The organism is Geobacillus sp. YHL, from assembly GCF_022341265.1.
GTDB lineage: Bacteria > Bacillota > Bacilli > Bacillales > Anoxybacillaceae > Geobacillus > Geobacillus thermoleovorans.
Window position 1 is genome coordinate 110808 of sequence record NZ_JAEIGB010000001.1, and the last position, 22508, is coordinate 133315.

Here is a 22508-nt window from a genome sequence, read left to right on the forward strand (position 1 = left end):
GATGAACTATGACCGCATTTTGATCCGCTACGGAGAAATGACGACGAAAGGAAAAAATCGGAACATCTTCGTCCGGCGTCTTAAAAACAACATTGCCCGCAAACTGCAGGCGTTCGAGCGGATTCAGATTGAATATATGCGCGACCGAATGTACATTTTATTAAACGGCGAGCCGCATGAACCGATCATCGAAAAGCTGAAAACCGTTTTTGGCATTCATTCGTTCAGCCTGGCGATGAAGTGCGAAAACGATCTGGACGCCATTAAGGAAACGGCGCTCGCCGCCGTCCGCCAGCTCCCATACAAAGGAAAAACGTTTAAAGTGAGCGCCCGCCGCGTCGATAAGCAGTTTCCGTATCGAAGCGACGAGCTGAACTACGAGGTGGGGGCGCACATTTTGCGGCAGACGGACGGGCTTAGGGTCAACGTGCGCGAGCCGGATATTGACGTGCGCATTGAAGTGCGCCAAGACGGGACATATGTCACGTGCCGCGACATTTTCGGCGCCGGCGGCCTGCCGGTCGGAACGAGCGGCAAGGCGATGCTCATGCTCTCCGGCGGCATCGACAGCCCGGTTGCTGGTTATTTGGCGATGAAGCGCGGTTTGGAAATCGAGGCCGTCCACTTTTTCAGCCCGCCGTTTACAAGCGAACGGGCGAAGCAAAAAGTGATTGACCTCGTGCGCAAGTTGACGACATACGGCGGGAGAATCAAGCTTCACATCGTGCCGTTTACGGAAGTGCAGCAAGCCATTTATCAAGGAGTTCCGAACGAGTACTCGCTCATTTCCACTCGGCGGGCGATGCTTAGGATCACCGACGCGCTGCGCCGCCGCCAGCGGGCGTTGGCGATTGTCACAGGCGAAAGCCTCGGCCAAGTGGCGAGCCAGACGCTAGAAAGCATGTACGTGATCAATGAGGTGACCAATACCCCGATTTTGCGCCCGCTTGTTTCGATGGATAAACTTGAAATTATCGAGCTGGCGAAGCAAATCGGCACACATGATATTTCCATTCTTCCGTATGAAGACTGTTGCACCATTTTTACGCCAAGAGCGCCGAAAACGAAGCCAAAAAAAGAAAAAGTGTTCCATTATGAGAGCCAGCTCGACCTCGCTCCGCTTCTGGAAAAGGCAGTCAATGACACAGAAACGCTCGTCATTGATGAAGAAACAGGGCAGGGCGATGAGTTTGCCGAGCTGTTTTGAATCTCAAAATTTACCAAAAAGCATCGCTGCATATCGCCATCTGTTTTCACACATTCTATAGGTACAAGGAGGTGAAAACAGATGGCACGCAACAACAGCAATCAACTGCTTGTTCCGGGTGCGCAACAAGCGCTGGAGCAAATGAAATATGAGATCGCTCAAGAATTTGGCGTGAACTTAGGCGCTGACACGACTTCGCGCGCCAACGGTTCGGTCGGCGGCGAGATCACGAAACGTCTCGTAGCCATGGCGCAGCAACAATTGGGCGGCGCACGCCAATTCTAATTTCATAATGATGGCTTACGCGGCGGGGGCATTCCCCGCCGCTTTCATATGAGAAAAACGGTATTCAAAATAGAACGACTATTTTGTATAATAGAGATGCCGACCAAGGCGAAACAAGACAGAGGGGGAGAGGAACGATGAGGCGGGAAGACTTGATTGCTCCCGAGCGCTACAATTTAACATCGGAAATGGAACGGCATGCGGCCGCCGACCCGGACCGGATCGCGTTGAAATGGGAGAGCGAGCAAGGCGAAACGAAAGAGATTACATACGGCCGCTTGATGGCGCGCGCCAACCAAATTGGAAACGCTTTCTTATCACATGGGCTCGAAAAAGGCGATAAAGTGCTCGTCATGATGCCGCGCCTCATTGAAACATACGAAGTGTATATAGGGGCGCTCAAAGCCGGGCTTGTCGTCATCCCAAGCTCGGAGATGCTGCGGACAAAGGATTTGCAATATCGGCTCGTCCATAGCGAAGCGAAGGCGGTTGTCGCTTATGCGCCGTATACGGACGAATTTGCGCCGATTGACGGCATCGAACGTTTGACGAAGTTCGTCATCGGGGAACCCCGGGACGGATGGATTCCGCTTGAAGACGCCATGGCCAAAGAGAGCGAAACGCTTGAGGCGGCGGATACCTCGCGCGATGATATGGCGTTTTTGTCGTACACATCCGGCACGACCGGCAATCCGAAAGGGGTCGTCCATTGCCATGGTTGGGCGTACGCCCACTTGCGCACGGCTGCGAAAAACTGGCTGTGCATTGAAGAAGGCGACCTCGTTTGGGCGACGGCCGGACCGGGATGGCAAAAATGGATTTGGAGCCCGTTTTTATCGGTGCTCGGCTCGGGGGCGACCGGTTTCGTCTACTACGGCCGCTTTGAGCCGGAAACATATTTGCAGCTATTGGAAAAATACAACATCAATGTGCTGTGCTGCACGCCGACCGAGTATCGTTTGATGGCGAAAGTGCCGGACATCGGCCGCTATCATCTATCTCATTTGCACAGCGCCGTGTCCGCCGGAGAGCCGCTCAACCGCGAAGTGATCGACACGTTTGCCAAGCATTTCGGCGTCGAAGTGCGCGACGGCTACGGCCAGACAGAAAACACGCTGCTTGTCGGCGTCATGAAAGGAATGCCCATCAAGCCGGGTTCGATGGGGAAACCGACGCCAGGCAACCGCGTCGAAATTATCGATGAAAACGGCGAGCCGTGCCCGCCCGGACAAGTCGGCGACATCGCCGTCCATATCGAGACGCCGGCGCTGTTTAAGTATTATTACAAAGATCCGGAGCGGACAGCGATGCAGTTCCGCGGCGACTACTACATTACGGGAGACAAAGCGCGCAAAGACGAAGACGGCTATTTCTGGTTTGAAGGCCGCGGGGATGACATCATCATCAGCGCCGGCTATACGATCGGCCCGTTTGAAGTGGAAGACGCGCTTGTCAAGCATCCAGCCGTCAAAGAGTGCGCCGTCGTCGCCAGTCCGGATGAAGTGCGCGGCTATGTTGTCAAAGCGTTTGTCGTGCTGCGCGACGGGGTCGACAAAGATGATCCGTCTTTGATTCCGGCCCTGCAAGAACATGTGAAACAGTTGACGGCGCCGTACAAATACCCGCGCAAAATCGAGTTTGTCGACGATTTGCCGAAAACGGCGTCCGGAAAAATCCGCCGCGTCGAGCTGCGCGAGCGGGAAGCCCGCCTTGTCGGCCGGTCGTCGTAAGTAGAAAGAGCCGGTTGAGCTGGCCGTTGCCAGAAGCGGAGCGATGTCCGCGCGGCGACCAAACAAGAGGGTGTCTCGTTGCGAGACACCCTCTTGCCGCATGCGCGTCGAACGGATTCGCCATTTTAGATCCGGTGTTTCGCCGGGAGAACAGACACACGCTTCACAAAAAGACGCGTTTCACTTTATCCCAGAACGAATTGTCTTTTAGGCGCACCGTTTTGACCACCCGGTCGCTTAAACGAATGTCAATCCGCTCAATATGCTGGATGCTGAGCGCTTCATTGTCGAGGCCGATGATCGGAAAATGGCTTGTTTCTTCCGACATTTTCAGCGTCAACGTCCGCGAGCCGCTCAAAATGAACGGCGAGCCGAGCGTCCGATAGCGGTTGCTGTTGAGCGAGGCGAGTTCGCTCACTTGAAAGCACGGCAAGAGCGGATCGACGACCGCTCCGTGCACCGATTTATTGTAGCCGGTGCTGCCGGTCGGCGTCGAAACGATGATGCCGTCGCCGCGGAACGTCTCGAAATGCAAGTCGTCGATGAAAACGTCGATCGCCATCGTTTTAATGATTTGCGAGCGGATCGAACATTCGTTTAAGCAGAAAAACGAAGCCGCGCCGTCGATCGTCACTTCGATGATTGGGTAGCGCCGCACTTCGAGTTTCCAATTTTTCGCCGCTTCCACCATATGATCGATGTCGTCAATATGGAAATCGCAGTAAAACCCGCGCGCCGGCAAGACGGACACGCCGACGTACAAACGGTCAGGAAGAAATCCCGTCTGCCGCACCGCCTGCAAAAACGCGCCGTCATCCCCGATGCTGACGATGATGTTCGCTTCCCGATAGTCGTCGACGACAACAAACGGACCGCGCTCTGCCAGCTCAATGAGCGGCTTCACCCGTTCGATGAGCTTGTCGTCGCGCTTATAAAAAAAATAAAGACGGTTGCGTTCCATATCCATGTTTTGCGTCCTCCCGATGGCATCATCTAATCAATCGATGTACAATGAATATTGTACCACGTTTGCCAGGATTCTAAAAATATGGGCAGCCGATGCAGGGGGGAAGACGATGAATCGAAAACGATGGACCGCGTTGGCCATCGCCGCCGCCTTGTTTGTGATCTCGGTGCTTGTTCAAGCGGTTGGCGTTCTTTTGTCCGACAAGGCCGGCGGCTGGTCGGAAAGCTGGCTGGCGCTCATGGAGTCGCCATTTAGCGAAGAAGTCATCGCCGAGGGCGACCCGTTGAAAAAAATCGCTGTGTTGGAAGTGAACGGAGTTATTCAAGATGCGGGGGAAGCGGAGTCGCTTCTTTCCTCATCACAGTACAACCACCAAACGTTTTTGCAAATGATCAAACAGGCGAAAGAGGATCAAGACGTCAAAGCGATCATCTTGCGCATCAATTCGCCGGGCGGCGGTGTCGCGGAAAGCGCGGAAATTTACGATCAGCTGATGAAGCTGAAAAAGAAGACGAACAAGCCGATTTACGTATCGATGGGGGCCATGGCCGCCTCGGGCGGTTACTATATCGCTGCGGCCGGCGATAAAATTTTCGCCAGCCCGGAGACGATCACCGGCTCCATCGGCGTCATCATGCAAAGCGTCAACTATGAAGGGCTGGCAAAGAAGTACGGCGTGGAGCTTGTCACGATCAAAAGCGGGCCGTACAAAGACATCATGAATCCGGCGCGCAAAATGACCGAGGCGGAGCGCGATCTTTTGCAGCGCCTGATCAACCAGTCGTATGAAGCGTTTGTTGATGTGGTCGCCAAAGGGAGAAAGCTGCCGGAAGACACGGTGCGCAAGCTGGCGGACGGCCGCATTTATGACGGCCGTCAGGCGAAGGCGCTCCGCCTTGTCGACGAGTTCGGCTACTTGGATGACGCGATCGCTGCGCTCAAAAAAGAGCATCATTTAACCGGCGCTCAAGTCGTAAAATACGTGAACGATGCGCCGTGGAGCTCTCTCTTTGAGATGGTGTCGAACCGGATGAAGCCGGACAGCGAGGCGGCCGGGCTCATCCGCCTGTTGTCGCGCCCATCCTCGCCGCGGCTTATGTATTTATACGCCGAATAAAGGAGTGGAAACATGACGGACATGCAAATAACGGCGACGCTGGCGGATCATCTCCCGCCGGCAGAGCGCCCCCTCTGCTACGGCGGCTTTTGGCTTCGTTTTTGGGCGTATTGCCTTGATGTCATTGTTGTCTCAAGCCTCAACCGGCTCATCGTTTGGCCGCTTTTTCGCCTGTTCGATTGGCCGCTTGCGCAGGACGGTTTGTTCGCGCCAGCGGCGGTCGCGGCCGCCGTCGTCTTTTACGCCTATTTCGTGTTGATGACGAAAGCGTTTGGGCAGACGCTTGGCAAAATGGTGTTCGGCTTAAAAGTGGTCGATGAGCGCGGCGAGCCGCTCACCTGGCTGACCGTGTTGTTTCGCGAAGTCGTCGGCAAATTCATCGCGAAAAAATTGCTGTTCATCGGTTTTTTGTTTGTTGCGTTTTCCGAAAAGAAAAAAGGGATGCATGACCAGTTCGCGGATACGATCGTCGTCCGCGAGTAACAATCCGCCTGCATCAAGAACAGAACGTCAACCAATGTCCGCCTGCCGAAACGGCAGGTTTATTTTTTTTCCAGATGGCGACAATGTATGATGAAAGGGAGGGCGGACATTGAAAGCAGTCATCGCGGTCATCGCAACGGTTGTTCTTTTGCTTCTTCTCGTCGCCTGGATGAAAGTATCGGTGACGGTCGTGTTTCGCCATGTGAAAGACGACGATGAATGCAAAATCGTGGTGCGCACGCTGTTTGGCCTCCTCCGCTATACTGTCCGCATTCCGCTCATCAAGCTGGACATGGATCCGGATGCGCCGGGAGTGGCGTTTCTCCAGAAAAAAGGAGTGGAGGGAACGCGCGGGAAGGAGGAAAAGAAAGGGAAATTGACCCTAAAAAAAATCGCTGACCTGTTTCGACAGCTGAAACGGTTTCTCGAGCAAGTCGTCGACTTGCATGAAATTATGAAACAATTTTATCGCCACGTGACGATTACGAAATGGGAGTGGAAAACGAGAATCGGCACCGGCGACGCCGCGTCAACCGGCTTGCTCGTGGGGCTTGGCTGGTCGCTGAAATACATGATCATCGGCGCGGCGAGCCGCTATATGAACATGAAAACAACTCCGGCTGTCGCCATCGTTCCGGCCTACGATCGGGCCGCTTCGGAAACGGTGTTTTTATGTATGATTCAGTTTCGAATCGGGCATGCTATGGTAGCAGGATTGCGAGTGGTCAAACATTGGCGCGGACGGCGGCTGCCAAAGCGAAACCCATTGGCGGCCAAGCAGGCAAATGAAGGCTACTAGGAGGAATGACGATGACGAACCATCCGATTCAAGGGCTGATGACAACAGCGATGGAAAACTTAAAACAAATGATCGACGTCAATACGATTATCGGCGACCCGGTGGAGACGCCTGACGGCAGTGTCATTTTGACCGTTTCGAAAGTCGGGTTTGGCTTTGCCGCCGGCGGCAGCGAGTTTATGCTTGACGGTCAACAAAATGGCCACCAAGGGGTGCAAGCCGACGGGAACGGGCAGGCCCAAGGGAACGGACATCCGTTTGGCGGCGGCAGCGGCGGCGGCGTCTCGATTACGCCGATTGCGTTTCTCGTCGTCAACTCATCCGGGGTGAAGCTGCTCCATTTGGATGAAAGCACGCACTTATACGAAAAAATTCTCGATGTCGCGCCGCAGGCGTTTGAGAAGATTCAGGCGATGCTGAAGAAAAACAAGAAAGACGGCGCCGCAGGCCAAAAAGCAGACGACTTTGACATTTAGCCGGACCGTTGGCGTCCGGCCTTTTGTTTGTCTGCTGTCATGAACGGACAAAATCGTTGAAAAATTCCGTTCCGCGTTTTAGTATGGAAGTAGTACATATTTTTTCTAAAGGGGGAGAGAACCCATGGCCTATGTGACGTTTAAAGGGCAGCCGGTGACGCTTGTCGGCAACGAAGTGAAAGTCGGCGACAAAGCGCCGGATTTCACCGTGCTTGATCAAAACTTGCAGGAAGTGACGCTCGCGGATACGAAAGGGCACGTCCGCCTGATCAGCGTCGTTCCGTCGCTCGACACCGGAGTTTGCGACGCGCAAACGCGCCGGTTTAACGAGGAAGCGGCAAAGCTCGACAATGTGAAAGTGTTGACGATCAGCGTCGATTTGCCGTTTGCGCAAAAGCGGTGGTGCGGCGCCGCCGGCATTGAGAACGTTCAAGTGTTGTCCGACCATCGCGATGTTTCGTTCGGACAAGCATACGGCGTCTTGATCAAAGAACTGCGCCTGCTTGCCCGCGCCGTGTTTGTCATCGACAGCAATGACACAGTGACGTATGTCGAATACGTGCCGGAAGTGACGAACCATCCGAACTACGAAGCGGCGATTGAAGCGGCGAAAGCGGCGAAATAATGAAAAGGCCCCGACCTGTTCGGGGCCTTTTCGTTCCTATCGGCGCTTTTCTTGCGGCGCGAGGCGGACGGTCGTACAATATACAGAAGGGACGTTGGCAGAAAGGTGGGGACGTACAGATGATGACGCCAGTCGAACGGTTGTTCACGGTATTCGATGAAACGGCCCAACTTTTGCAAGAAGAATTGCAATGCACGTATTTAGAAGCCGTCGCGGAGACGGGGGAGAATTTGTTCCACGGCGACGTGCTGCAAAGCGAAGTGAGCGAGCTGAACGCGAAACGGCTGAAAAAGCAGTATCGCGAACTGATGCTGGAACGGTTTCAAAACGAAGAAATCCGCAAGGCGTTTCAGCTTGCGGTGTTAAAAGGGATGCGCAAGCATGTCCAGCCGCACCACCAAATGACTCCGGATGCGGTCAGTTTGTTTTTGGCGTATTTGGTCCGCGAGTTTACGCGCTCGCATTTGGCGCTTAAGATCCTCGACCCGGCCGTCGGCACGGCGAATTTATTGACGGCGGTGTTAAACGGCCTTCGAGGAAAACAGGCCAACAGCTACGGCAGCGATGTCGATGATCTGCTTGTCAAATTGGCGTACGTCAACGCGAACTTGCAAAAGCATCCGGTGCAGCTGTTTAACCAAGACAGCCTAAGGCCGCTGTTTGTTGAGCCGGTTGACGTCGTCGTCTGCGATCTGCCGGTCGGCTATTACCCGGATGACGACAATGCCGCCCGCTTCGCCTTAAAAGCGAAGGAAGGCCGGTCGTATGCCCATCATTTGTTCATCGAGCAAAGCTTGCGCTATACGAAAGAGGGCGGCTACTTGTTTTTCCTCATCCCGAATATGTTGTTCTCGAGCCCGCAGGCGGGGCAGCTGAACGAATTTTTAAAAGAGGCGGCCATTGTCCAAGGAGTCTTGCAGCTGCCGCTGTCGATGTTTAAAAACGATCAGGCGGCAAAAAGCGTGTTGATTTTGCAAAAGAAAGGGCCGAACGTCAAAAAGCCAAAACACGTGCTGCTTGTCGAGCTGCCGCGGTTTTCCAACAAATCGGCGATGCAGGCGATGATGGCGAAAATCGACGCCTGGATCACCGAGGAAAAAGAATGTTGACGAAAGGGTGTCCCAAACGCAACGGGACGCCCTTTTTGATCACCGTATAGGCCGTCAAGCCCCTTCACAAAACGAGAGGTTGCATCTTCCTCCCCTTGCGCTCACGCGTGGAAGTGGGGGGTCTTCTCGGCTCAAGATGATAAATGTTGCTCTTTTCTTCATCGAAGAATCGCTGTTTTTCACCGACCTTTTCGGTCAGCTCCGTTTTCATTTTTCACAACATAAAAACTTTTTCTTGCAACCGGTTGCGAAACAAAGCCGCGCTTGAAACGCGAAAACGGGAGGCATACAATGAAAAAGGCATAGTGAAACGGCGCCCAATCGCGCACACTAACGGTAAGCGCGAGCGGATTTTGGCAAAAAAGGAGCTGTGTTTTCGATGGCGAAAGTGCTAGCCATTAATGCGGGAAGTTCCTCGTTGAAATTCCAGCTGTTTGAGATGCCGGCAGAAACGGTGTTGACCAAAGGGGTCGTCGAACGGATCGGCTTTGACGACGCGATTTTCACCATTGTCGTAAACGGTGAAAAACATCAAGAAGTGACGGCGATTCCGGATCATGCCGCGGCCGTTAAAATGCTGCTTGATAAGCTCATTCGCTACGGCATTATCCGTTCGTTTGACGAAATTGACGGCATCGGGCACCGCGTCGTCCACGGCGGGGAGAAGTTCAGTGATTCGGTGCTCATCACCGAGGACGTCATCAAGCAAATTGAAGAAGTGTCCGAGCTCGCCCCGCTCCATAACCCGGCCAACCTCGTCGGCATTCGGGCGTTTCAGGAAGTGCTGCCGGACGTGCCGGCCGTGGCGGTGTTTGACACGGCGTTCCACCAGACGATGCCGGAACAGTCGTTTTTATACAGCTTGCCATATGAGTATTACACGAAATTCGGCATCCGCAAGTACGGATTCCACGGCACGTCGCACAAATACGTCACCCAGCGGGCGGCGGAGCTTCTCGGCCGGCCGATCGAACAGCTGCGCCTCATCTCGTGCCATTTAGGCAACGGGGCGAGCATCGCGGCGGTTGAGGGCGGCAAGTCGATCGACACGTCCATGGGCTTTACGCCATTAGCCGGCGTGGCGATGGGAACGCGCTCCGGCAACATCGACCCGGCGCTCATCCCGTACATTATGGAAAAAACGGGAATGACTGCGGATGAAGTGATTGAAGTGCTGAACAAAAAGAGCGGCATGCTCGGTCTGTCCGGCATCTCGAGCGATTTGCGCGACTTGGAAAAAGCGGCCGCCGAAGGAAATGAGCGCGCGGAACTGGCACTTGAAGTGTTTGCGAACCGCATTCATAAGTACATCGGCTCGTATGCGGCGCGCATGTGCGGAGTCGATGCCATCATCTTCACCGCCGGCATCGGCGAGAACAGCGAAGTCGTGCGGGCGAAAGTGTTGCGCGGCCTCGAGTTTATGGGAGTTTACTGGGATCCCATCCTAAACAAAGTGCGCGGCAAAGAAGCGTTCATCAGCTATCCGCACTCGCCGGTCAAAGTGCTCGTCATCCCGACGAATGAAGAGGTCATGATCGCCCGCGACGTCATGCGGCTGGCGAATTTGTAAGCGGATTGTAATAAAAAGAATCGTTGCAGCCATTTTGGCCAAAACGGCTGCCCCAAACAAACGGGGCAGCCATTTTTTTGTTTTGCCGCTTTGGTGCGCTTGATTCTTGTTTCAACAACTCCGGACGGAGATGTCTTGCGTTTTTCGTCTCCCCGGCAATCATCGGAATTGCCGGCGGCGTTGTTTCACGCCAAAATGAGAGTGCATACTCGGTTGAAGGGAGTGAACGGATATGGCATTGTTTCGTGATGATGCTCATGTGTATCGGGTGATTGGCGAGTTTATGCAAATTCCGTCGCGCCCAAGGACGGAATTTGAGCTGCGCAGCTGGTGGGAGCGGCATCCAGCGTATAAGGAATACGGCAACGAGGTGGAGCAAATCAATCGGATTGGAGAACAAATCCGCCGTTCCCGCGCCGCGTTCGTCTTTTATTTGACCGATCCGGAGGCGGTCATCAGCATCGATGCGAGGCGGCCGGAAACCGGTGAAAACTACGCCATTTATTTCGGGCAGGCAATCGATGCGCCTGATGTCGCCATCAAGACGACCGGCGATATCGCCCACCAATTTTGGGGCGGCAACATCAACGTTCCATTGGCGCTCATGACCGGAAAAATGAAGGCAAAAGGATCGAAAGCGAAGGCGTTGCAGCTGTTGCCGCGCATCGTGCCGGCGTTTCCGCTTTATCGGCGCTATTTGGAACTGATCGATGAGCGCGCGCTTCTCCATGCTTTAAAGGCGTAAAAACATCGGGGAGAGCCGCGAGGGAGGAAAGAAAGTTCCGACGATTTTCGGGATAGGACATGAAACGGAAACGCGATATAGTAAAAGTACAAAATGAAATTTCAGACAGTTCTAAATTTTTAAGGAGGCCATGAAGATGACGACGGTAAGAGACATTTTCCAACTGATCGATTCGCAATTGAGGGAAGACCCATCCCGCGCCGATGGGATTGTCGCGGTGTACCAGTTTAACTTAAGCGGATCTGATGCGGGGGTGTACCAAGTCGTCCTTCGCCCAGACGCTGGATTTGTCATTGAAGGGGAGCAAGAAACGCCTGATTGCACGCTCAGCATGGACAGCGAGGATTTTAAAAAAATGGTGGACGGCGAGCTCAACGGAACGGAAGCGTTTATGAGCGGGCGGCTCCGCATTGACGGGGACATGGGGCTGGCGCTGCGGCTCCAAGAAGTGCTGTCCGCCTACAACAGCGCCAATCAAAACCAATAAGCACAACAAGAAAGCCGGCCGGCATGTTTTTCCGTGCATTGACAACAGCGCCGACCGTCAGAAGGAAGGAGACGAAAGGCGGCGGGCTTGGCCTTTTTCGCAGGCCCGCCTAATTTGGTTAAAGGAGACGGGGGAATGGATTTACGAACGGTTTGGACGAAAAATATCGAGCAGTTCGGTCCTTATCCGGCACTGATTTTTGAAGGAAACGAATATACGAACGTGGACTGCGACGCCCGTTCGTCCCAGCTGGCTCATGCGTTGATTGAACTTGGGGTCAAGCCGGGCGACCGCGTTGTTGTAACGATGCCGAACAGCCCGGAAGTAGTAGTCGCCTTCAGCGGCGTCTTGAAAGCAGGAGCGGTTGTCGTGCCGGCGTTGCCGCTGTTGCAGACGCAGGAGCTCCATTACATTTTTAAAGACTGCGAACCGAAAGTTGTGCTGACGGCGGAAATGCTGTGGGCGAAAGCGAAAGAGGCCGCCAATGGCTTGCCGGCGCCTCCGGTGATGTTTACGATTGACGATCCTCATTCACCGCGCTCTCTGCGAATGAGAATGGAGCAAGCTCCTGCCAGCATGCCGCAGGTGGCGATCAGCGAACACGATCCGGCCGCCTTGCTTTACACATCAGGAACGACCGGCCATCCGAAAGGGGTCGTGCTGACGCACCGCAACTTGTATGCCAACGCGGAAGCAGCGGCCGAGATGGCGAAGCGGCTGCCTACCGAATATGACCGCGTCGGTCTTGGCGTGCTGCCGATCTCCCACGCGTTCGGCTTTACGATGATGAACGTCGCGCTGTTATTGGGCGACAAGATCGTCATCCTGCCGTATTTCGAGCCGAAAAAAGTGCTGGAGACAATCGAACGGCATCGAGTGACGCATACGGCGATGGTGCCAGCGATGTTCCATGCGTTGTGCTATTGCCCCGAGGCGGACCGCTATGACACATCCAGTTTGGTCGCGTGCGTGTCCGGCTCGGCTTCGTTGCCGCCGTCGCTCGCTTGGCAGTTTCAACGCAAGTTCAATTGCCTGATTTTGGAGGGATACGGACTGTCCGAGGCGGCGCCGATTGTGACGGCGACCGATCCGACGAAGCCGATCAAGCCGGGGTCGGTCGGGCTTCCGTTGCCTGGCGTGCAAGTGGCTGTCGTCGATGAACACGGCAACCGCCTGCCGCCGAACGAAGTCGGAGAACTGATTGTTTCTGGCCCGAACGTTTTCCAAGGCTACTACGGAAAAGACGAAGAGACGCGCCAAGCGCTGCGCGACGGCTGGCTGTATACCGGCGATATGGCGCGCATCGATGAAGACGGGTACGTGTTTATCGTCGACCGGAAAAAAGATGTCATCATTCGCGGCGGATTCAACATTTATCCGCGCGATATCGAGGAACTGCTTATGTCCCATCCGGATGTGCTTGAAGCCGGCGTTGTCGGCGTCCCTTCGCCGAAAATGGGGGAAGAAGTCGCCGCATATGTCGTCGTCCGACGTGGGTCCCAAGTGACCGAAGAGGAGCTGATCGAGTTTTGCCAAAAGCGGGTGGCGAAATACAAAAGCCCGCGCTTTTTGAAAAAGGTCGGCTACCTGCCGAAAAACATCATCGGCAAAATCGACAAAAAGAAGCTGCGTGAATGGGCCAGCGAGTTTATTCCCGCTGTCCAATCATAATGGAAAAGGAGAGGGACAAGGTGATTTCGTTTCAACCGACTGAAGAAGAACAGGCGTTTTTTCAAGTCGCCCGCAGCCTTGCCGTCGAGAAAATTCGGCCGGCCGCGAGAGAATGTGAGAAACGCCGGACCGTTTCGGCTGACTTGAGTGACAGGGTGGATGAGCTCGGCTTGTCGGCGCTCGAGCTCCCGGAATCGTGGGGAGGCTTGGAACTGCCCCTTCTGTCGCAAGCGCTCATTTGGCAAGGGCTCAGCTATGGCGATTTAGGCGTCATTCAAGGGCTTCCGGGGGCGCAAGAGGCGTCTTCCCTCTTTCGTCTGTCTTCCGAGCACCGCGTGTGGCACCGGTACCGGGAGATGGCGAAAGGCGGATGGCCGACTGTCTCCTGGATCGACGAAGCGGAACAAAAAGAACCGCTGAAGGAAGCGATTCGCGTGCGCCGGCGCGGCAGCGGATATATTGTGGACGGGGTGTCGTCTCCAGTCCGCTTGGCGTCGAAAGCCGACTGGGCGGTCATCGCCGCTAGGGACGAAGAAGAGGAAACGGTATTGCTCGCCTTTGATGAGCGAGTATGGGAGATCGAAGAAGGAGACATAAGGCTTGGGCTGCTTGCTGCCGGCATCGCTCGCCTTCGGTTTGCGGAAGTGTACGCCGGTCCGGAACAACTCGTTGCCCGCGGACCGGAAGCGGACGCATTGCTCAACCGCGTGCGCGCCCGAAACCAAGTCATCGAAGCGGCGAAGGAAGTCGGCTTGATGGAGGCGGCGCTTGATTACACCATTGAATACACTGCGGGAAGAAAGGCGTTCGGACAAGAGATCGCCAAGTTCCAAGGGGTGTCATTTACGATCGCAGAGATGGCGTTCGAATGCCGCGGGGCGAAACTGCTTGTATGGCAAGCGGCCGCTGCGGTTGACCAAGGGGATGAACAGGCGGGCGGCTACGCCTGGAGGGCGTTGTCGCGGGCTCATCGTTCCCTGCGCTATGTCACCGATCAGGCCGTGCAAATGCTCGGCGGGCACGGGTACGTGCAAGAATACCCAGCCGAAAAATGGATGCGCGACGCCCAAGCGCAAGTGATGCTGTACGGCCGGGAAACGGACTGGCTCATCCGCCGCGGCGAACAGCTGCTGGGCAAACGGAAAGAGAGGGTGGCGCCATGATTTCCTTTGAATTCTCACCGCAGCAAAAACAAATCAAAGAGCTCGTTCATTGGTTTGCTAAACATGAAGTGCGCCCGATCGCGCTGGAGGCCGACCGGCTCGGGCGGGTGCCGGACGAATGGCTGCAAAAAGTCAACAAAATGGGCATCCAGCTGAATGCGTCTTCGTTTGGCGGAGGGCGTCCGCCGTCTCATGCGGAAGGAAAGAAAGAGAAAAAAGAGCGCGAAGGCAACCGCGTGGCCGTCATCGCCGCTGAGGAGCTCGCGTGGGGATGCCCAGGCATCGCCCTTTCCCTTCCCGGCCCTGGCCTTGGCGGGCCGCCGATTCAATCGAGCGGCACGCCGGAGCAGAAACGGCGGTTTTTGTCCATTTTCACGAAGGAGGAGCCGCGCTGGGGAGCTTACGCCTTGACGGAACCGGAAGCCGGCTCGGACGCGTCCGGCATCCGCACGACGGCGAAAAAAGTGGACGGCGGCTATGTATTAAACGGGCAAAAAATTTTCATCACCAACGGCGCCCGCGCTTCTTGGGTCGTCGTGTTCGCCACGGTTGATCCGAAGTTGGGCCGCGCCGGGCACCGGGCGTTTGTCGTCGAAAAAGGGACGCCGGGATTTGTCGCGACCCGCACCGTCCATAAGATGGGTTTGCGCGCCAATGAAACGGCGGAGCTCTTGTTTGAAGACTGCTTTGTTCCTGATGAAAATTTGCTTGGCGGTGAAGAGTTGTATAGCGCAAATGCGAATAAACCGTCCGGTTTCCAAGTGGCGATGAAAACATTTGACAGCACGAGGCCGATCGTCGCGGCCATGGCCGTCGGCATCGCCCGCGCCGCCTATGAATATACGCTTGACATCGTTCGCAGCGAGTACCCGAAACAAGGACGGTTGTACTATGAAGCAGCCGCCCTGCTTGCCGAGGCGGAGCAAGAGATTGACGCTGCTCGCCTGTTGACGTGGGAAGCGGCGTGGAAAGCCGACATTGGCGAGCCGAATGCGATGGAAGCGGCCGTCTGCAAAGCAGTCGCCGGTAAAATGGCGCTTCATGTCTGCGCTATGTGCCTTGAACTGCTCGGTCCCGTCGGCCTTGGCGGACATTTGGTCGAGAAATTGTACCGCGATGTGAAAGTGTTTGATATTTTTGAAGGCACGCAGCAAATCCAGCGCCTTGTCACAGCAAGACGGTTGTATGCGCCATACGGCGTGCACGTATAGAAGAGCGAGGCGGCGACCCAAACATCTCCGCTCGCGGTGGAGAGCGATGATCATTTGTGAAGTTTGCCGGTTCGATTGAACGAAAGGGGGAATTCCGATGCCTTATGAAACGTTGCGCATAGAGCGGCGAAACAAAGGAGTCGCTTGGGTGATGATCCACAACCCGCCGGCGAACGCCATTAGCGAGCGATTAATGGAAGAATTGGAGAAAGCGGCCGATGAATTGGAAGCCGACCGCGGAGTGCGCGTTGTCGTCATCGCGTCGGCCCATCCGAAAACGTTTCTCGCCGGCGCTGATTTAAAGGACATGATTCAGCGAGGAACCCAGTTTGCCGGCAATGAAGCGGGCATCGCCGAACAAAGCGCCCGCATGCAGCGCTGTTTCGACCGCTTCGCGACGATGCCGAAGCCGGTCATCGCGGCCATCAACGGCTATGCGCTCGGCGGCGGCTGTGAATTGGCCCTGGCGTGCGATTTCCGCATCATGGGCGGCGGCAAAATCGGCCTGACAGAAGTCTCGCTCGGCCTCATTCCCGGCGCGGGCGGCACGCAGCGGTTGACGCGCCTCGTCGGGCGGGCGAAAGCGACGGAACTCATTTTTCTTGCCAGACGGCTTGACCCGCAAGAAGCGCTCGAACTCGGCCTTGTTCATCGCGTCACGCCCCCGGAGCGGTTGGAAGAAGAGGCGTCGGCGTTTGCCGAGCAACTGTCAGAAGGGGCCGTGCGGGCGATGGGGCTCGCCAAGCGGGCCATCTATGCGGCCGAAGGGCTTCCAGAAGACGGATTTGGCATCGAAGCGGCGTCATTTGCGGCAACGTTTAAGACAGGAGAGCCGGCGATTGGGCTGGCGGCGTTTTTCCAAAAGAAACAACCGCAATTTTTACGTTAAACGGAGGGATCACCGATGTCGTCATGGGCGGAACTGCTGAAAGGAAAAGTGGCGGTCGTCACCGGCGCCTCACGCGGCCTCGGGCGCGCGGATGCCTTGGCGCTTGCCGAAGCGGGAGCGGATGTCGTCATTACCGATATTTTGCTCGAATCGGATGAAGAAAGCAAACAGACGGCGCAAAAATATGGGCCGCTCTCACAAGTGATGCAGAGTACAAAAGTGGTGTACGCCGAAAAGACAGCGGAAGACATTCGCGCCATGGGGCGGCGGGCGCTGGCTCTCAAAATGGACGTCACCGACCGCGAGCAAGTGAAAGAAGTGTTTGCCCGCGTCAAGGAAGAGTTTGGTTCCATTGACATTCTCGTCAACAACGCCGGCACGCTCGACCACGTTTCGCAAATCGAAAAGCAAAACGATGAGTTTTGGGAGCGCGATTTGCGGGTGAACCTGACCGGCACGTACAACTGTACAAAAGCGGTATGGCCGTATATGAAAGAGCAAGGATGGGGGCGGATCATCAACATGTCGTCCGTCGCCGGGACGCTTGGCGGCTTTGGCCAAGCGAGCTATTCGGCCACGAAAGGAGCGGTGTTGAGCTTTACGAAAAGCATGGCGCTTGAGGGGGCGCGCTACGGCATCACCGTCAACGCCATCGTGCCGGGCATTATCAACACGGAAGCGTTCCGCATGGGCAACCCGAAAATGAACGAGCGGATGATCCAGCGCACGGCGTTCCGCCGCCCGGGTGAGCCGGAAGATGTCGCCAACGCCATCGTCTTCCTTTGTTCCGATAAGGCGAAGTACATCACGGGGATTGGGTTGAATGTTTCAGGCGGCATCGAATTGTTTACGTTCTGATGAATAAGCGGCCCGCTTTGGAATGTGGCGATTTGAACATAGGAAGAGAGGCCTGCGGCGGCTCTAGCCGCGCAGGAAAACGGTTCGATTTTGATACGGAACAGGAGGAGCGGCATGAGGGAAGTGGTGATTGTTGACGCCGTGCGCACGGCGATCGGCAAGAAAAAAGGGGCGCTCTCAAGCGTCCATCCGGTCGATTTGCTTGTTCCGGTGCTGCGGGCGCTTGTCGACCGAAATGGGCTGGATGCCGGCCTGGTGGAAGATGTCATCGTCGGCTGTGTGACGATGACCGGAGAGCAAGGGGGCAACATCGCCCGCCAAGCGGTGCTCGCCGCCGGCTTTCCAGTCGGAGTGCCGGCGTTTTCCTTAAACCGGATGTGCGGCTCGAGCCAACAGGCGATTCATAGCGCGGCGCAGGCGATTTTGGCCGGCGACATCGACATCGCCATCGCCGCCGGGGTCGAAAGCATGACGCGCGTTCCGATGGGAAGCGACATGGGGCGGTTCAGCCGCCAGCTGACAAGTCGGTACAACATCGTGCCGCAAGGGATTTCTGCGGAGATGATCGCGAAAAAATGGGGATTGTCGCGGGAAGAGCTTGATGCGTTTTCCTTGCAAAGCCATGAAAAAGCGGCGGCGGCAACCGACCGCGGGATGTTTGAGCGGGAAATCATTCCGCTTGACGTGCCGGGCGAGGAGGGGACGGTGTCCTTCACCCGCGACGAAGGGATTCGGCGCGACACCTCGCTCGAAAAGTTAGCAGCGTTAACGCCGTCATTCCAGCCGAAAGGCGGCGTCATCACCGCTGGGAATTCCAGCCAAGTCAGTGATGGAGCGGCCGGCGTGCTGCTCATGTCGGCAGAAAAAGCCCGGCAGCTCGGTTTGCGGCCGAGAGCCCGCATCGTCGCCCGCGCGGTCGTCGGCGAAGATCCGATTCTGATGCTCACGGGCGTCATCCCGGCCACGCGCCGCGTGCTCGAAAAAACGGGACTGCGCCTTGAGCAAATCGATGTCATCGAAATCAATGAAGCGTTCGCTTCGGTCGTCAAAGCATGGGAGCGGGAGCTCGAGCCGGATATGGCAAAAGTCAATCCGCGCGGCGGGGCGATCGCCCTCGGACACCCGCTCGGCGCGAGCGGCGCCCGGCTGATGACAACGCTGCTCCATGAGCTTGAGGACATGGACGGGAAATACGGATTGCAAGTGATGTGCATCGGCTTTGGCATGGCGACAGCCACGATCATCGAGCGGCTGTAAGCAGAAAGGAGGAAAGCGGGTTGCACGCATCACTCGAAACGGCCAAGCCAAAACCAGCGCGCGACTTTGCGGCCATTGGCGCTGCCATTGAAGAGGAGCTGGCTGCCATTACGGCGGGAAAACGGCGGCGGAAAATCATCGCTGTGCTTGTCAAAAACGGGCTTGGCATGGTGCTTGGCGACGCTGTCGCCCATAAGCTGCGGGGAAAGAGGGGGAACAACGATTATTGGCGCCATGTCGGCCGCCGGCTGCGCCTAGCGTTTGAGGAGCTCGGCCCGACGTTCATCAAGCTCGGGCAGGTGCTTGTCACAAGGCAAGACTTATTGCCAGAGCCGATTACGCTTGAGCTGGAGAAATTGCTTGACCGGGTGCCGCCCATTGAGTTTGCCAAAATCGAATACATTTTGGAGCGGGAGCTGCCTGACGGCTTGGAGACGTTTGAATGGATTGAGGAGGAGCCGCTCGGCTCGGCGTCGCTCGCTCAAGTGTACAAAGCGAAACTCAAAGACGGGCCGGTTGTCGCGGTCAAAGTCGTGCGCCCGACGGTCGAAAAACTGTTTCAAACCGATATCGCCATCATTAAAAAAATGGCCGCCCGCCTGCAAAAGCGGCTGCCGCCTGAACTGCAGGCCGCCCTTGACCTCGGGGGGCTCGTGCAAGATTATTACAGCAGCGCCATGGATGAGCTGGACATGACGGAAGAAGCAAGAAAAATGCAAGAAATGAAGCAAAAGTACGAAAGGAGGGCTGAACATGTCACGGTTCCGCACGTGTATGAAGCGACGAAAAGCGTCTTGATCATGGAATACATTGACGGCTGGCTCATTAAAGACTTCCCTGTCGATTTTCTCACCTTCGAAGAGCGGGTCAACATCATGATCGATCTTGTCCATCATTACGTGCAAACGATGCTCGACGGCCATTATCATGCGGATGCCCACGGTTCCAACATTATGATTGACAAGCGGACGAAAAAGGCGGTCATCATCGACTGGGGGATGACCGGGCGGATGGACAGCGTGATGGCGCAAATTTTGATGCGTGTCATTTTGCACATCCAGCTCAACCAGGCGGAAGACGCCGCCGAAGTGTTTATGGAACTGATGTCGCCCACCATTTACACCGATGTTGTCAAATTGAAAGATGAACTGCGGACGTTGACGTTAAACTATGTGTCCGCCCATCAAGGGAGCAGCCGCTACAACTACGGCCGCCTCGTCCTTGAAGCGACGGCGATCGGGCTCCGCAACTACTGCAAAGTCCCGAACGGCTTGGCGCTTTGGGCGAAAGGATTTTCCGCCACCGAAGGGACGGCGCGCTGGATTTGCCCGGAAATTTCGTACGGCGAAGTCGTGGAGGCGTATGAAATTCCAATTTTAAAAAGCATCCTCGGAAAGCGCTTTAATTTTCGCGCCAACGCGAGTCTTGTCGCTGAAACGGCGGAAATGATCGCCACCTTCCCGCGCCGGTTCAACAAAGTGTTGGAGACGATGGCCGAAAACAAATGGCGCATGACCGTGCAAGTCCAAACCGACCCGGTGACGCGCAATACGCTCAACCAAATCGCCAACCGTTTGGCGCTTTCCCTCATCGCGTTTGCCATCATTATGGCCACCGGGTTTATTGTCGCCAGCATCCCGGGCGGAACGTTTCTCGGCATGGAGAAAACGACGATCGCCAACATCGGGTTGGCCGTTTCTGTCATCTTGGTCGTTTTCCTTGGCTGGCGGCTGTTCCGGACGCGCAAACAGCGGCCGCGATTTTAAAGAGGGAGGAAGGAACATGCGCGAGGAACAAGAAGAGCTGACGATGTCAAAGCGCATCGAAGCGTTTTACCGGCAAAGCGGCGGGCCGGGAAGCCCGACGATCCGGCGGTTGCTCGATAAGCATTTGCTGTATGGGAAAGACCACGGCCTGCCGGGGAAAAAGGAAGAGTTTGAGGATGTCATCCGCGATGTGTTTTTGCAAGACCATTCGACCCGGCCGCTCGTCATCGGCCTTTTCAAGCTGAAAGAAACGCTCAAGCAGGAATGGGACGCCTATTTGGATGCATTGCGGGGCCGCGGCATCCGTGAAGAGGAAGCGGATATGGCCGGCAAGCGGGCGTAATGGGCGGATGGAAAAGGAGGGAACGACATGGCAAAAGCCGCAGTATTGCACCGCTACGGGGAGCCGCTGTCAATCGAAGAACTGGATTTGGCAATCCCCAAGCGCGGGGAGGTCAAAGTGAAAATGAAAGCGGCGGGCCTTTGCCATAGCGATTGGCATGTGGTTCAAGGGCAATTGCCGCTCCCGCTTCCCATTGTGCTCGGCCACGAAGGAGCGGGCATTGTCGAGGAAGTCGGGGAAGGGGTGACAAGTGTCAAACAAGGCGACCATGTGGTGCTCAATTGGGTGCCGTCATGCGGGACGTGCAGCTATTGCCGCACCGGGCGGCCCGATCTATGCGAGGAGGCGGCTCGGCTGATGGCGACCGGCACGCTGCCGGATGGGACGACGCGCTTTTCGCTGCATGGAAAACCCGTCTACCAATTTTTAACCGCCGGCGCGTTCAGCGAGTACACCATCGTGCCGGAGCAGGCAGCCATCCCGATTCGCCGTGATGTGCCGTTTGAGTTGGCGGCATTGATCAGCTGCAGCGTCATGACCGGGGTGGGCGCCGCCATTCATACAGCGCAAGTGCGCCCGGGCAGCACAGTCGCTGTGATTGGCGCCGGCGGCGTCGGCTTCAACATCATCCAAGGAGCGGCGCTCGCCGGGGCCAAACAAATTATCGCCGTCGACATTGTCGAGGAAAAATTGGCGATGACGAAAACGTTCGGGGCGACGCACACCGTAAACGCCCGCGAGGACGATGCCGTCAGCGCCGTGCTCGACTTGACCGACGGCATCGGCGTCGACTATGCGTTTGAAGCGATCGGCCGCCCGGAGACGATGGCCGACGCATACAACATGACGCGAAAAGCGGGAACGACGGTCATCGTCGGCATCGCCGCGCCGCATGAAACGGTGGAGATCAACGCCTTTTCGCTGCCGTCCCAATCCAAAGCGTTGACCGGTTCTTGGCTTGGCCAAGGCAATCCGCCGATTGACTACCCGAAGCTGCTTGATTTGTACGCGGCGGGCAAGCTGAAGCTCGAACCGCTCATCAGCGCCGTCTATTCGCTCGACCAAATCAACGACGGATTCGCCGCCTTAAAGAGCGGGCAAAACATTCGCGGCATCATTCGCTTTGAAGAATGAGACGACAAGCCGCCCCGCGTGCGTTTGGGTGAACAAACAAGAGAAGCCGTTGGGCGGTCGGAAAGAGGGCGTTCCATCTGCCCTTGGACGAAAACGGGAAGGCCGGTGTTTGGGTGGGCAAACAAGGGGATCGAAAAAAACGTGGAACGATCGAGACGAGAGGGGGATTGACATGCCGGTGTTTCAAAGCGAGCAGGAGCTGTATGACGTTCTCGGCCGCTTTTTTGAACGCGTGGCCGAAACGGAAGAGTCAAAAGAATTGATTGCGGCGACGGAGCTAGGACCTGGATATGACGCGTTTGTCCAATACATTTTCCATAAGCCGGAAGCGAAAATTACATGGGCGCAGGAAAACGGGAAATTGAAAATTGTCTGCGGCGAAACAGCGCTGCGCCCGGAGCTCATTTTTGAGCAGACGGCGGATGTCGGGCATAAGTTTTGGCTTGGGAAGCTCGACTTGCAGCAGGCGCTCGCCCGCCAGCAAATCAAAGTGCAAGGCCCGCTTGTGAACGCCTTGAAAGTATTGCCGCAGCTTGACGCCATTTACCCGGCGTACCGCGACTATTTGCAGGAAATCGGGCGGAGCGACTTATTGCCGTAGCTTGGTTTCAAGATC

Annotated in this window: 23 protein-coding genes; 22 read left to right on the top strand and 1 reads right to left on the bottom strand. The window is 56.0% G+C overall.

Annotated elements, in window-relative coordinates:
• The first annotated feature begins 1 nt into the window (after window position 1).
• The 3 genes from thiI (at window position 2) to mbcS (ending at window position 3222) form a co-directional block, all read left to right on the top strand.
• On the top strand, window positions 2-1207 hold the full coding sequence (gene thiI / locus JCR24_RS00510; protein ID WP_011232269.1) for a tRNA uracil 4-sulfurtransferase ThiI: 1206 nt from the start codon (window positions 2-4) through the stop codon (window positions 1205-1207).
• An 81-nt stretch (window positions 1208-1288) separates the two neighbouring features.
• A complete protein-coding gene (locus JCR24_RS00515) occupies window positions 1289-1492 on the top strand; it encodes an alpha/beta-type small acid-soluble spore protein (RefSeq protein WP_011232268.1) in 204 nt (67 codons plus the stop codon).
• Window positions 1493-1629: 137 nt separating this feature from the next.
• Window positions 1630-3222 carry an acyl-CoA synthetase MbcS gene (gene mbcS, locus JCR24_RS00520; RefSeq protein ID WP_238979902.1) on the top strand — a complete coding sequence of 531 codons (1593 nt, stop codon included), beginning with the start codon at window positions 1630-1632 and terminating at the stop codon, window positions 3220-3222.
• 163 nt (window positions 3223-3385) lie between these two features.
• Here mbcS and JCR24_RS00525 read toward each other — a convergent pair whose 3' ends face one another.
• On the bottom strand, window positions 3386-4189 hold the full coding sequence (locus JCR24_RS00525; protein ID WP_011232266.1) for an NAD kinase: 804 nt from the start codon (window positions 4187-4189) through the stop codon (window positions 3386-3388).
• A 109-nt stretch (window positions 4190-4298) separates the two neighbouring features.
• On the opposite strand from JCR24_RS00525, the gene sppA reads away from it, so the two are divergent.
• The 19 genes from sppA (at window position 4299) to JCR24_RS00620 (ending at window position 22493) form a co-directional block, all read left to right on the top strand.
• Window positions 4299-5306 (top strand): signal peptide peptidase SppA, encoded by a 1008-nt coding sequence (gene sppA / locus JCR24_RS00530; protein ID WP_238979903.1) that lies wholly within the window; start codon window positions 4299-4301, stop codon window positions 5304-5306.
• A gap of 12 nt (window positions 5307-5318) precedes the next feature.
• The gene (locus tag JCR24_RS00535) at window positions 5319-5789 is read left to right on the top strand and encodes an RDD family protein (RefSeq protein ID WP_013524344.1); all 471 of its coding nucleotides are present in this window, start codon (window positions 5319-5321) and stop codon (window positions 5787-5789) included.
• 109 nt (window positions 5790-5898) lie between these two features.
• Complete coding sequence (locus JCR24_RS00540) at window positions 5899-6588, top strand: DUF2953 domain-containing protein (protein ID WP_062898877.1); 690 nt, start codon at window positions 5899-5901, stop codon at window positions 6586-6588.
• 11 nt (window positions 6589-6599) lie between these two features.
• Window positions 6600-7064, top strand: a complete 465-nt coding sequence (gene ytfJ, locus JCR24_RS00545) for a GerW family sporulation protein (protein ID WP_238979904.1) — start codon at window positions 6600-6602, stop codon at window positions 7062-7064.
• A 124-nt stretch (window positions 7065-7188) separates the two neighbouring features.
• Window positions 7189-7689 carry a thiol peroxidase gene (gene tpx, locus JCR24_RS00550; RefSeq protein ID WP_011232261.1) on the top strand — a complete coding sequence of 167 codons (501 nt, stop codon included), beginning with the start codon at window positions 7189-7191 and terminating at the stop codon, window positions 7687-7689.
• A gap of 119 nt (window positions 7690-7808) precedes the next feature.
• Window positions 7809-8798, top strand: a complete 990-nt coding sequence (locus tag JCR24_RS00555; protein WP_014196551.1) for a class I SAM-dependent methyltransferase — start codon at window positions 7809-7811, stop codon at window positions 8796-8798.
• A 379-nt stretch (window positions 8799-9177) separates the two neighbouring features.
• Window positions 9178-10368: an acetate kinase gene (locus tag JCR24_RS00560; RefSeq protein ID WP_238979905.1), complete on the top strand. Its 1191-nt coding sequence runs from the start codon at window positions 9178-9180 to the stop codon at window positions 10366-10368.
• Window positions 10369-10600: 232 nt separating this feature from the next.
• Window positions 10601-11113, top strand: a complete 513-nt coding sequence (locus JCR24_RS00565; protein ID WP_011232258.1) for a hypothetical protein — start codon at window positions 10601-10603, stop codon at window positions 11111-11113.
• A 136-nt stretch (window positions 11114-11249) separates the two neighbouring features.
• On the top strand, window positions 11250-11600 hold the full coding sequence (locus JCR24_RS00570; protein WP_011232257.1) for an SCP2 sterol-binding domain-containing protein: 351 nt from the start codon (window positions 11250-11252) through the stop codon (window positions 11598-11600).
• Between the two features lie 135 nt (window positions 11601-11735).
• Window positions 11736-13271, top strand: a complete 1536-nt coding sequence (locus JCR24_RS00575; protein ID WP_238979906.1) for a long-chain-fatty-acid--CoA ligase — start codon at window positions 11736-11738, stop codon at window positions 13269-13271.
• A 20-nt stretch (window positions 13272-13291) separates the two neighbouring features.
• Window positions 13292-14434, top strand: coding sequence for an acyl-CoA dehydrogenase family protein (locus JCR24_RS00580; protein ID WP_011232255.1), 1143 nt, complete (start codon window positions 13292-13294; stop codon window positions 14432-14434).
• Window positions 14431-15645 (top strand): acyl-CoA dehydrogenase family protein, encoded by a 1215-nt coding sequence (locus JCR24_RS00585; RefSeq protein WP_011232254.1) that lies wholly within the window; start codon window positions 14431-14433, stop codon window positions 15643-15645. The genes JCR24_RS00580 and JCR24_RS00585 overlap by 4 nt, the downstream gene beginning before the upstream one ends.
• 97 nt (window positions 15646-15742) lie before the next feature.
• Window positions 15743-16534 carry an enoyl-CoA hydratase/isomerase family protein gene (locus JCR24_RS00590; RefSeq protein WP_011232253.1) on the top strand — a complete coding sequence of 264 codons (792 nt, stop codon included), beginning with the start codon at window positions 15743-15745 and terminating at the stop codon, window positions 16532-16534.
• Between the two features lie 15 nt (window positions 16535-16549).
• Window positions 16550-17392 (top strand): SDR family NAD(P)-dependent oxidoreductase, encoded by an 843-nt coding sequence (locus JCR24_RS00595; protein WP_011232252.1) that lies wholly within the window; start codon window positions 16550-16552, stop codon window positions 17390-17392.
• A 114-nt stretch (window positions 17393-17506) separates the two neighbouring features.
• Complete coding sequence (locus tag JCR24_RS00600; protein WP_023633825.1) at window positions 17507-18649, top strand: thiolase family protein; 1143 nt, start codon at window positions 17507-17509, stop codon at window positions 18647-18649.
• A 20-nt stretch (window positions 18650-18669) separates the two neighbouring features.
• Entirely contained in the window at window positions 18670-20415 is a 1746-nt protein-coding gene (locus JCR24_RS00605; protein WP_238979907.1) for an ABC1 kinase family protein, read from the top strand.
• Between the two features lie 16 nt (window positions 20416-20431).
• Window positions 20432-20758 (top strand): hypothetical protein, encoded by a 327-nt coding sequence (locus JCR24_RS00610; RefSeq protein WP_011232249.1) that lies wholly within the window; start codon window positions 20432-20434, stop codon window positions 20756-20758.
• Between the two features lie 27 nt (window positions 20759-20785).
• On the top strand, window positions 20786-21892 hold the full coding sequence (locus tag JCR24_RS00615) for a Zn-dependent alcohol dehydrogenase (RefSeq protein ID WP_238979908.1): 1107 nt from the start codon (window positions 20786-20788) through the stop codon (window positions 21890-21892).
• Window positions 21893-22064: 172 nt separating this feature from the next.
• Window positions 22065-22493: a hypothetical protein gene (locus JCR24_RS00620; protein ID WP_238979909.1), complete on the top strand. Its 429-nt coding sequence runs from the start codon at window positions 22065-22067 to the stop codon at window positions 22491-22493.
• Window positions 22494-22508: the final 15 nt, after the last annotated feature.

Coding starts and splice junctions, on each gene's coding strand:
- thiI (WP_011232269.1), top strand. CDS start 2: ATGAACTATGACCGCATTTTGATCCGCTACGGAGAAATGACGACGAAA.
- JCR24_RS00515 (WP_011232268.1), top strand. CDS start 1,289: ATGGCACGCAACAACAGCAATCAACTGCTTGTTCCGGGTGCGCAACAA.
- mbcS (WP_238979902.1), top strand. CDS start 1,630: ATGAGGCGGGAAGACTTGATTGCTCCCGAGCGCTACAATTTAACATCG.
- JCR24_RS00525 (WP_011232266.1), bottom strand. CDS start 4,189: ATGGATATGGAACGCAACCGTCTTTATTTTTTTTATAAGCGCGACGAC.
- sppA (WP_238979903.1), top strand. CDS start 4,299: ATGAATCGAAAACGATGGACCGCGTTGGCCATCGCCGCCGCCTTGTTT.
- JCR24_RS00535 (WP_013524344.1), top strand. CDS start 5,319: ATGACGGACATGCAAATAACGGCGACGCTGGCGGATCATCTCCCGCCG.
- ytfJ (WP_238979904.1), top strand. CDS start 6,600: ATGACGAACCATCCGATTCAAGGGCTGATGACAACAGCGATGGAAAAC.
- tpx (WP_011232261.1), top strand. CDS start 7,189: ATGGCCTATGTGACGTTTAAAGGGCAGCCGGTGACGCTTGTCGGCAAC.
- JCR24_RS00555 (WP_014196551.1), top strand. CDS start 7,809: ATGATGACGCCAGTCGAACGGTTGTTCACGGTATTCGATGAAACGGCC.
- JCR24_RS00560 (WP_238979905.1), top strand. CDS start 9,178: ATGGCGAAAGTGCTAGCCATTAATGCGGGAAGTTCCTCGTTGAAATTC.
- JCR24_RS00565 (WP_011232258.1), top strand. CDS start 10,601: ATGGCATTGTTTCGTGATGATGCTCATGTGTATCGGGTGATTGGCGAG.
- JCR24_RS00570 (WP_011232257.1), top strand. CDS start 11,250: ATGACGACGGTAAGAGACATTTTCCAACTGATCGATTCGCAATTGAGG.
- JCR24_RS00575 (WP_238979906.1), top strand. CDS start 11,736: ATGGATTTACGAACGGTTTGGACGAAAAATATCGAGCAGTTCGGTCCT.
- JCR24_RS00585 (WP_011232254.1), top strand. CDS start 14,431: ATGATTTCCTTTGAATTCTCACCGCAGCAAAAACAAATCAAAGAGCTC.
- JCR24_RS00590 (WP_011232253.1), top strand. CDS start 15,743: ATGCCTTATGAAACGTTGCGCATAGAGCGGCGAAACAAAGGAGTCGCT.
- JCR24_RS00595 (WP_011232252.1), top strand. CDS start 16,550: ATGTCGTCATGGGCGGAACTGCTGAAAGGAAAAGTGGCGGTCGTCACC.
- JCR24_RS00600 (WP_023633825.1), top strand. CDS start 17,507: ATGAGGGAAGTGGTGATTGTTGACGCCGTGCGCACGGCGATCGGCAAG.
- JCR24_RS00610 (WP_011232249.1), top strand. CDS start 20,432: ATGCGCGAGGAACAAGAAGAGCTGACGATGTCAAAGCGCATCGAAGCG.
- JCR24_RS00615 (WP_238979908.1), top strand. CDS start 20,786: ATGGCAAAAGCCGCAGTATTGCACCGCTACGGGGAGCCGCTGTCAATC.
- JCR24_RS00620 (WP_238979909.1), top strand. CDS start 22,065: ATGCCGGTGTTTCAAAGCGAGCAGGAGCTGTATGACGTTCTCGGCCGC.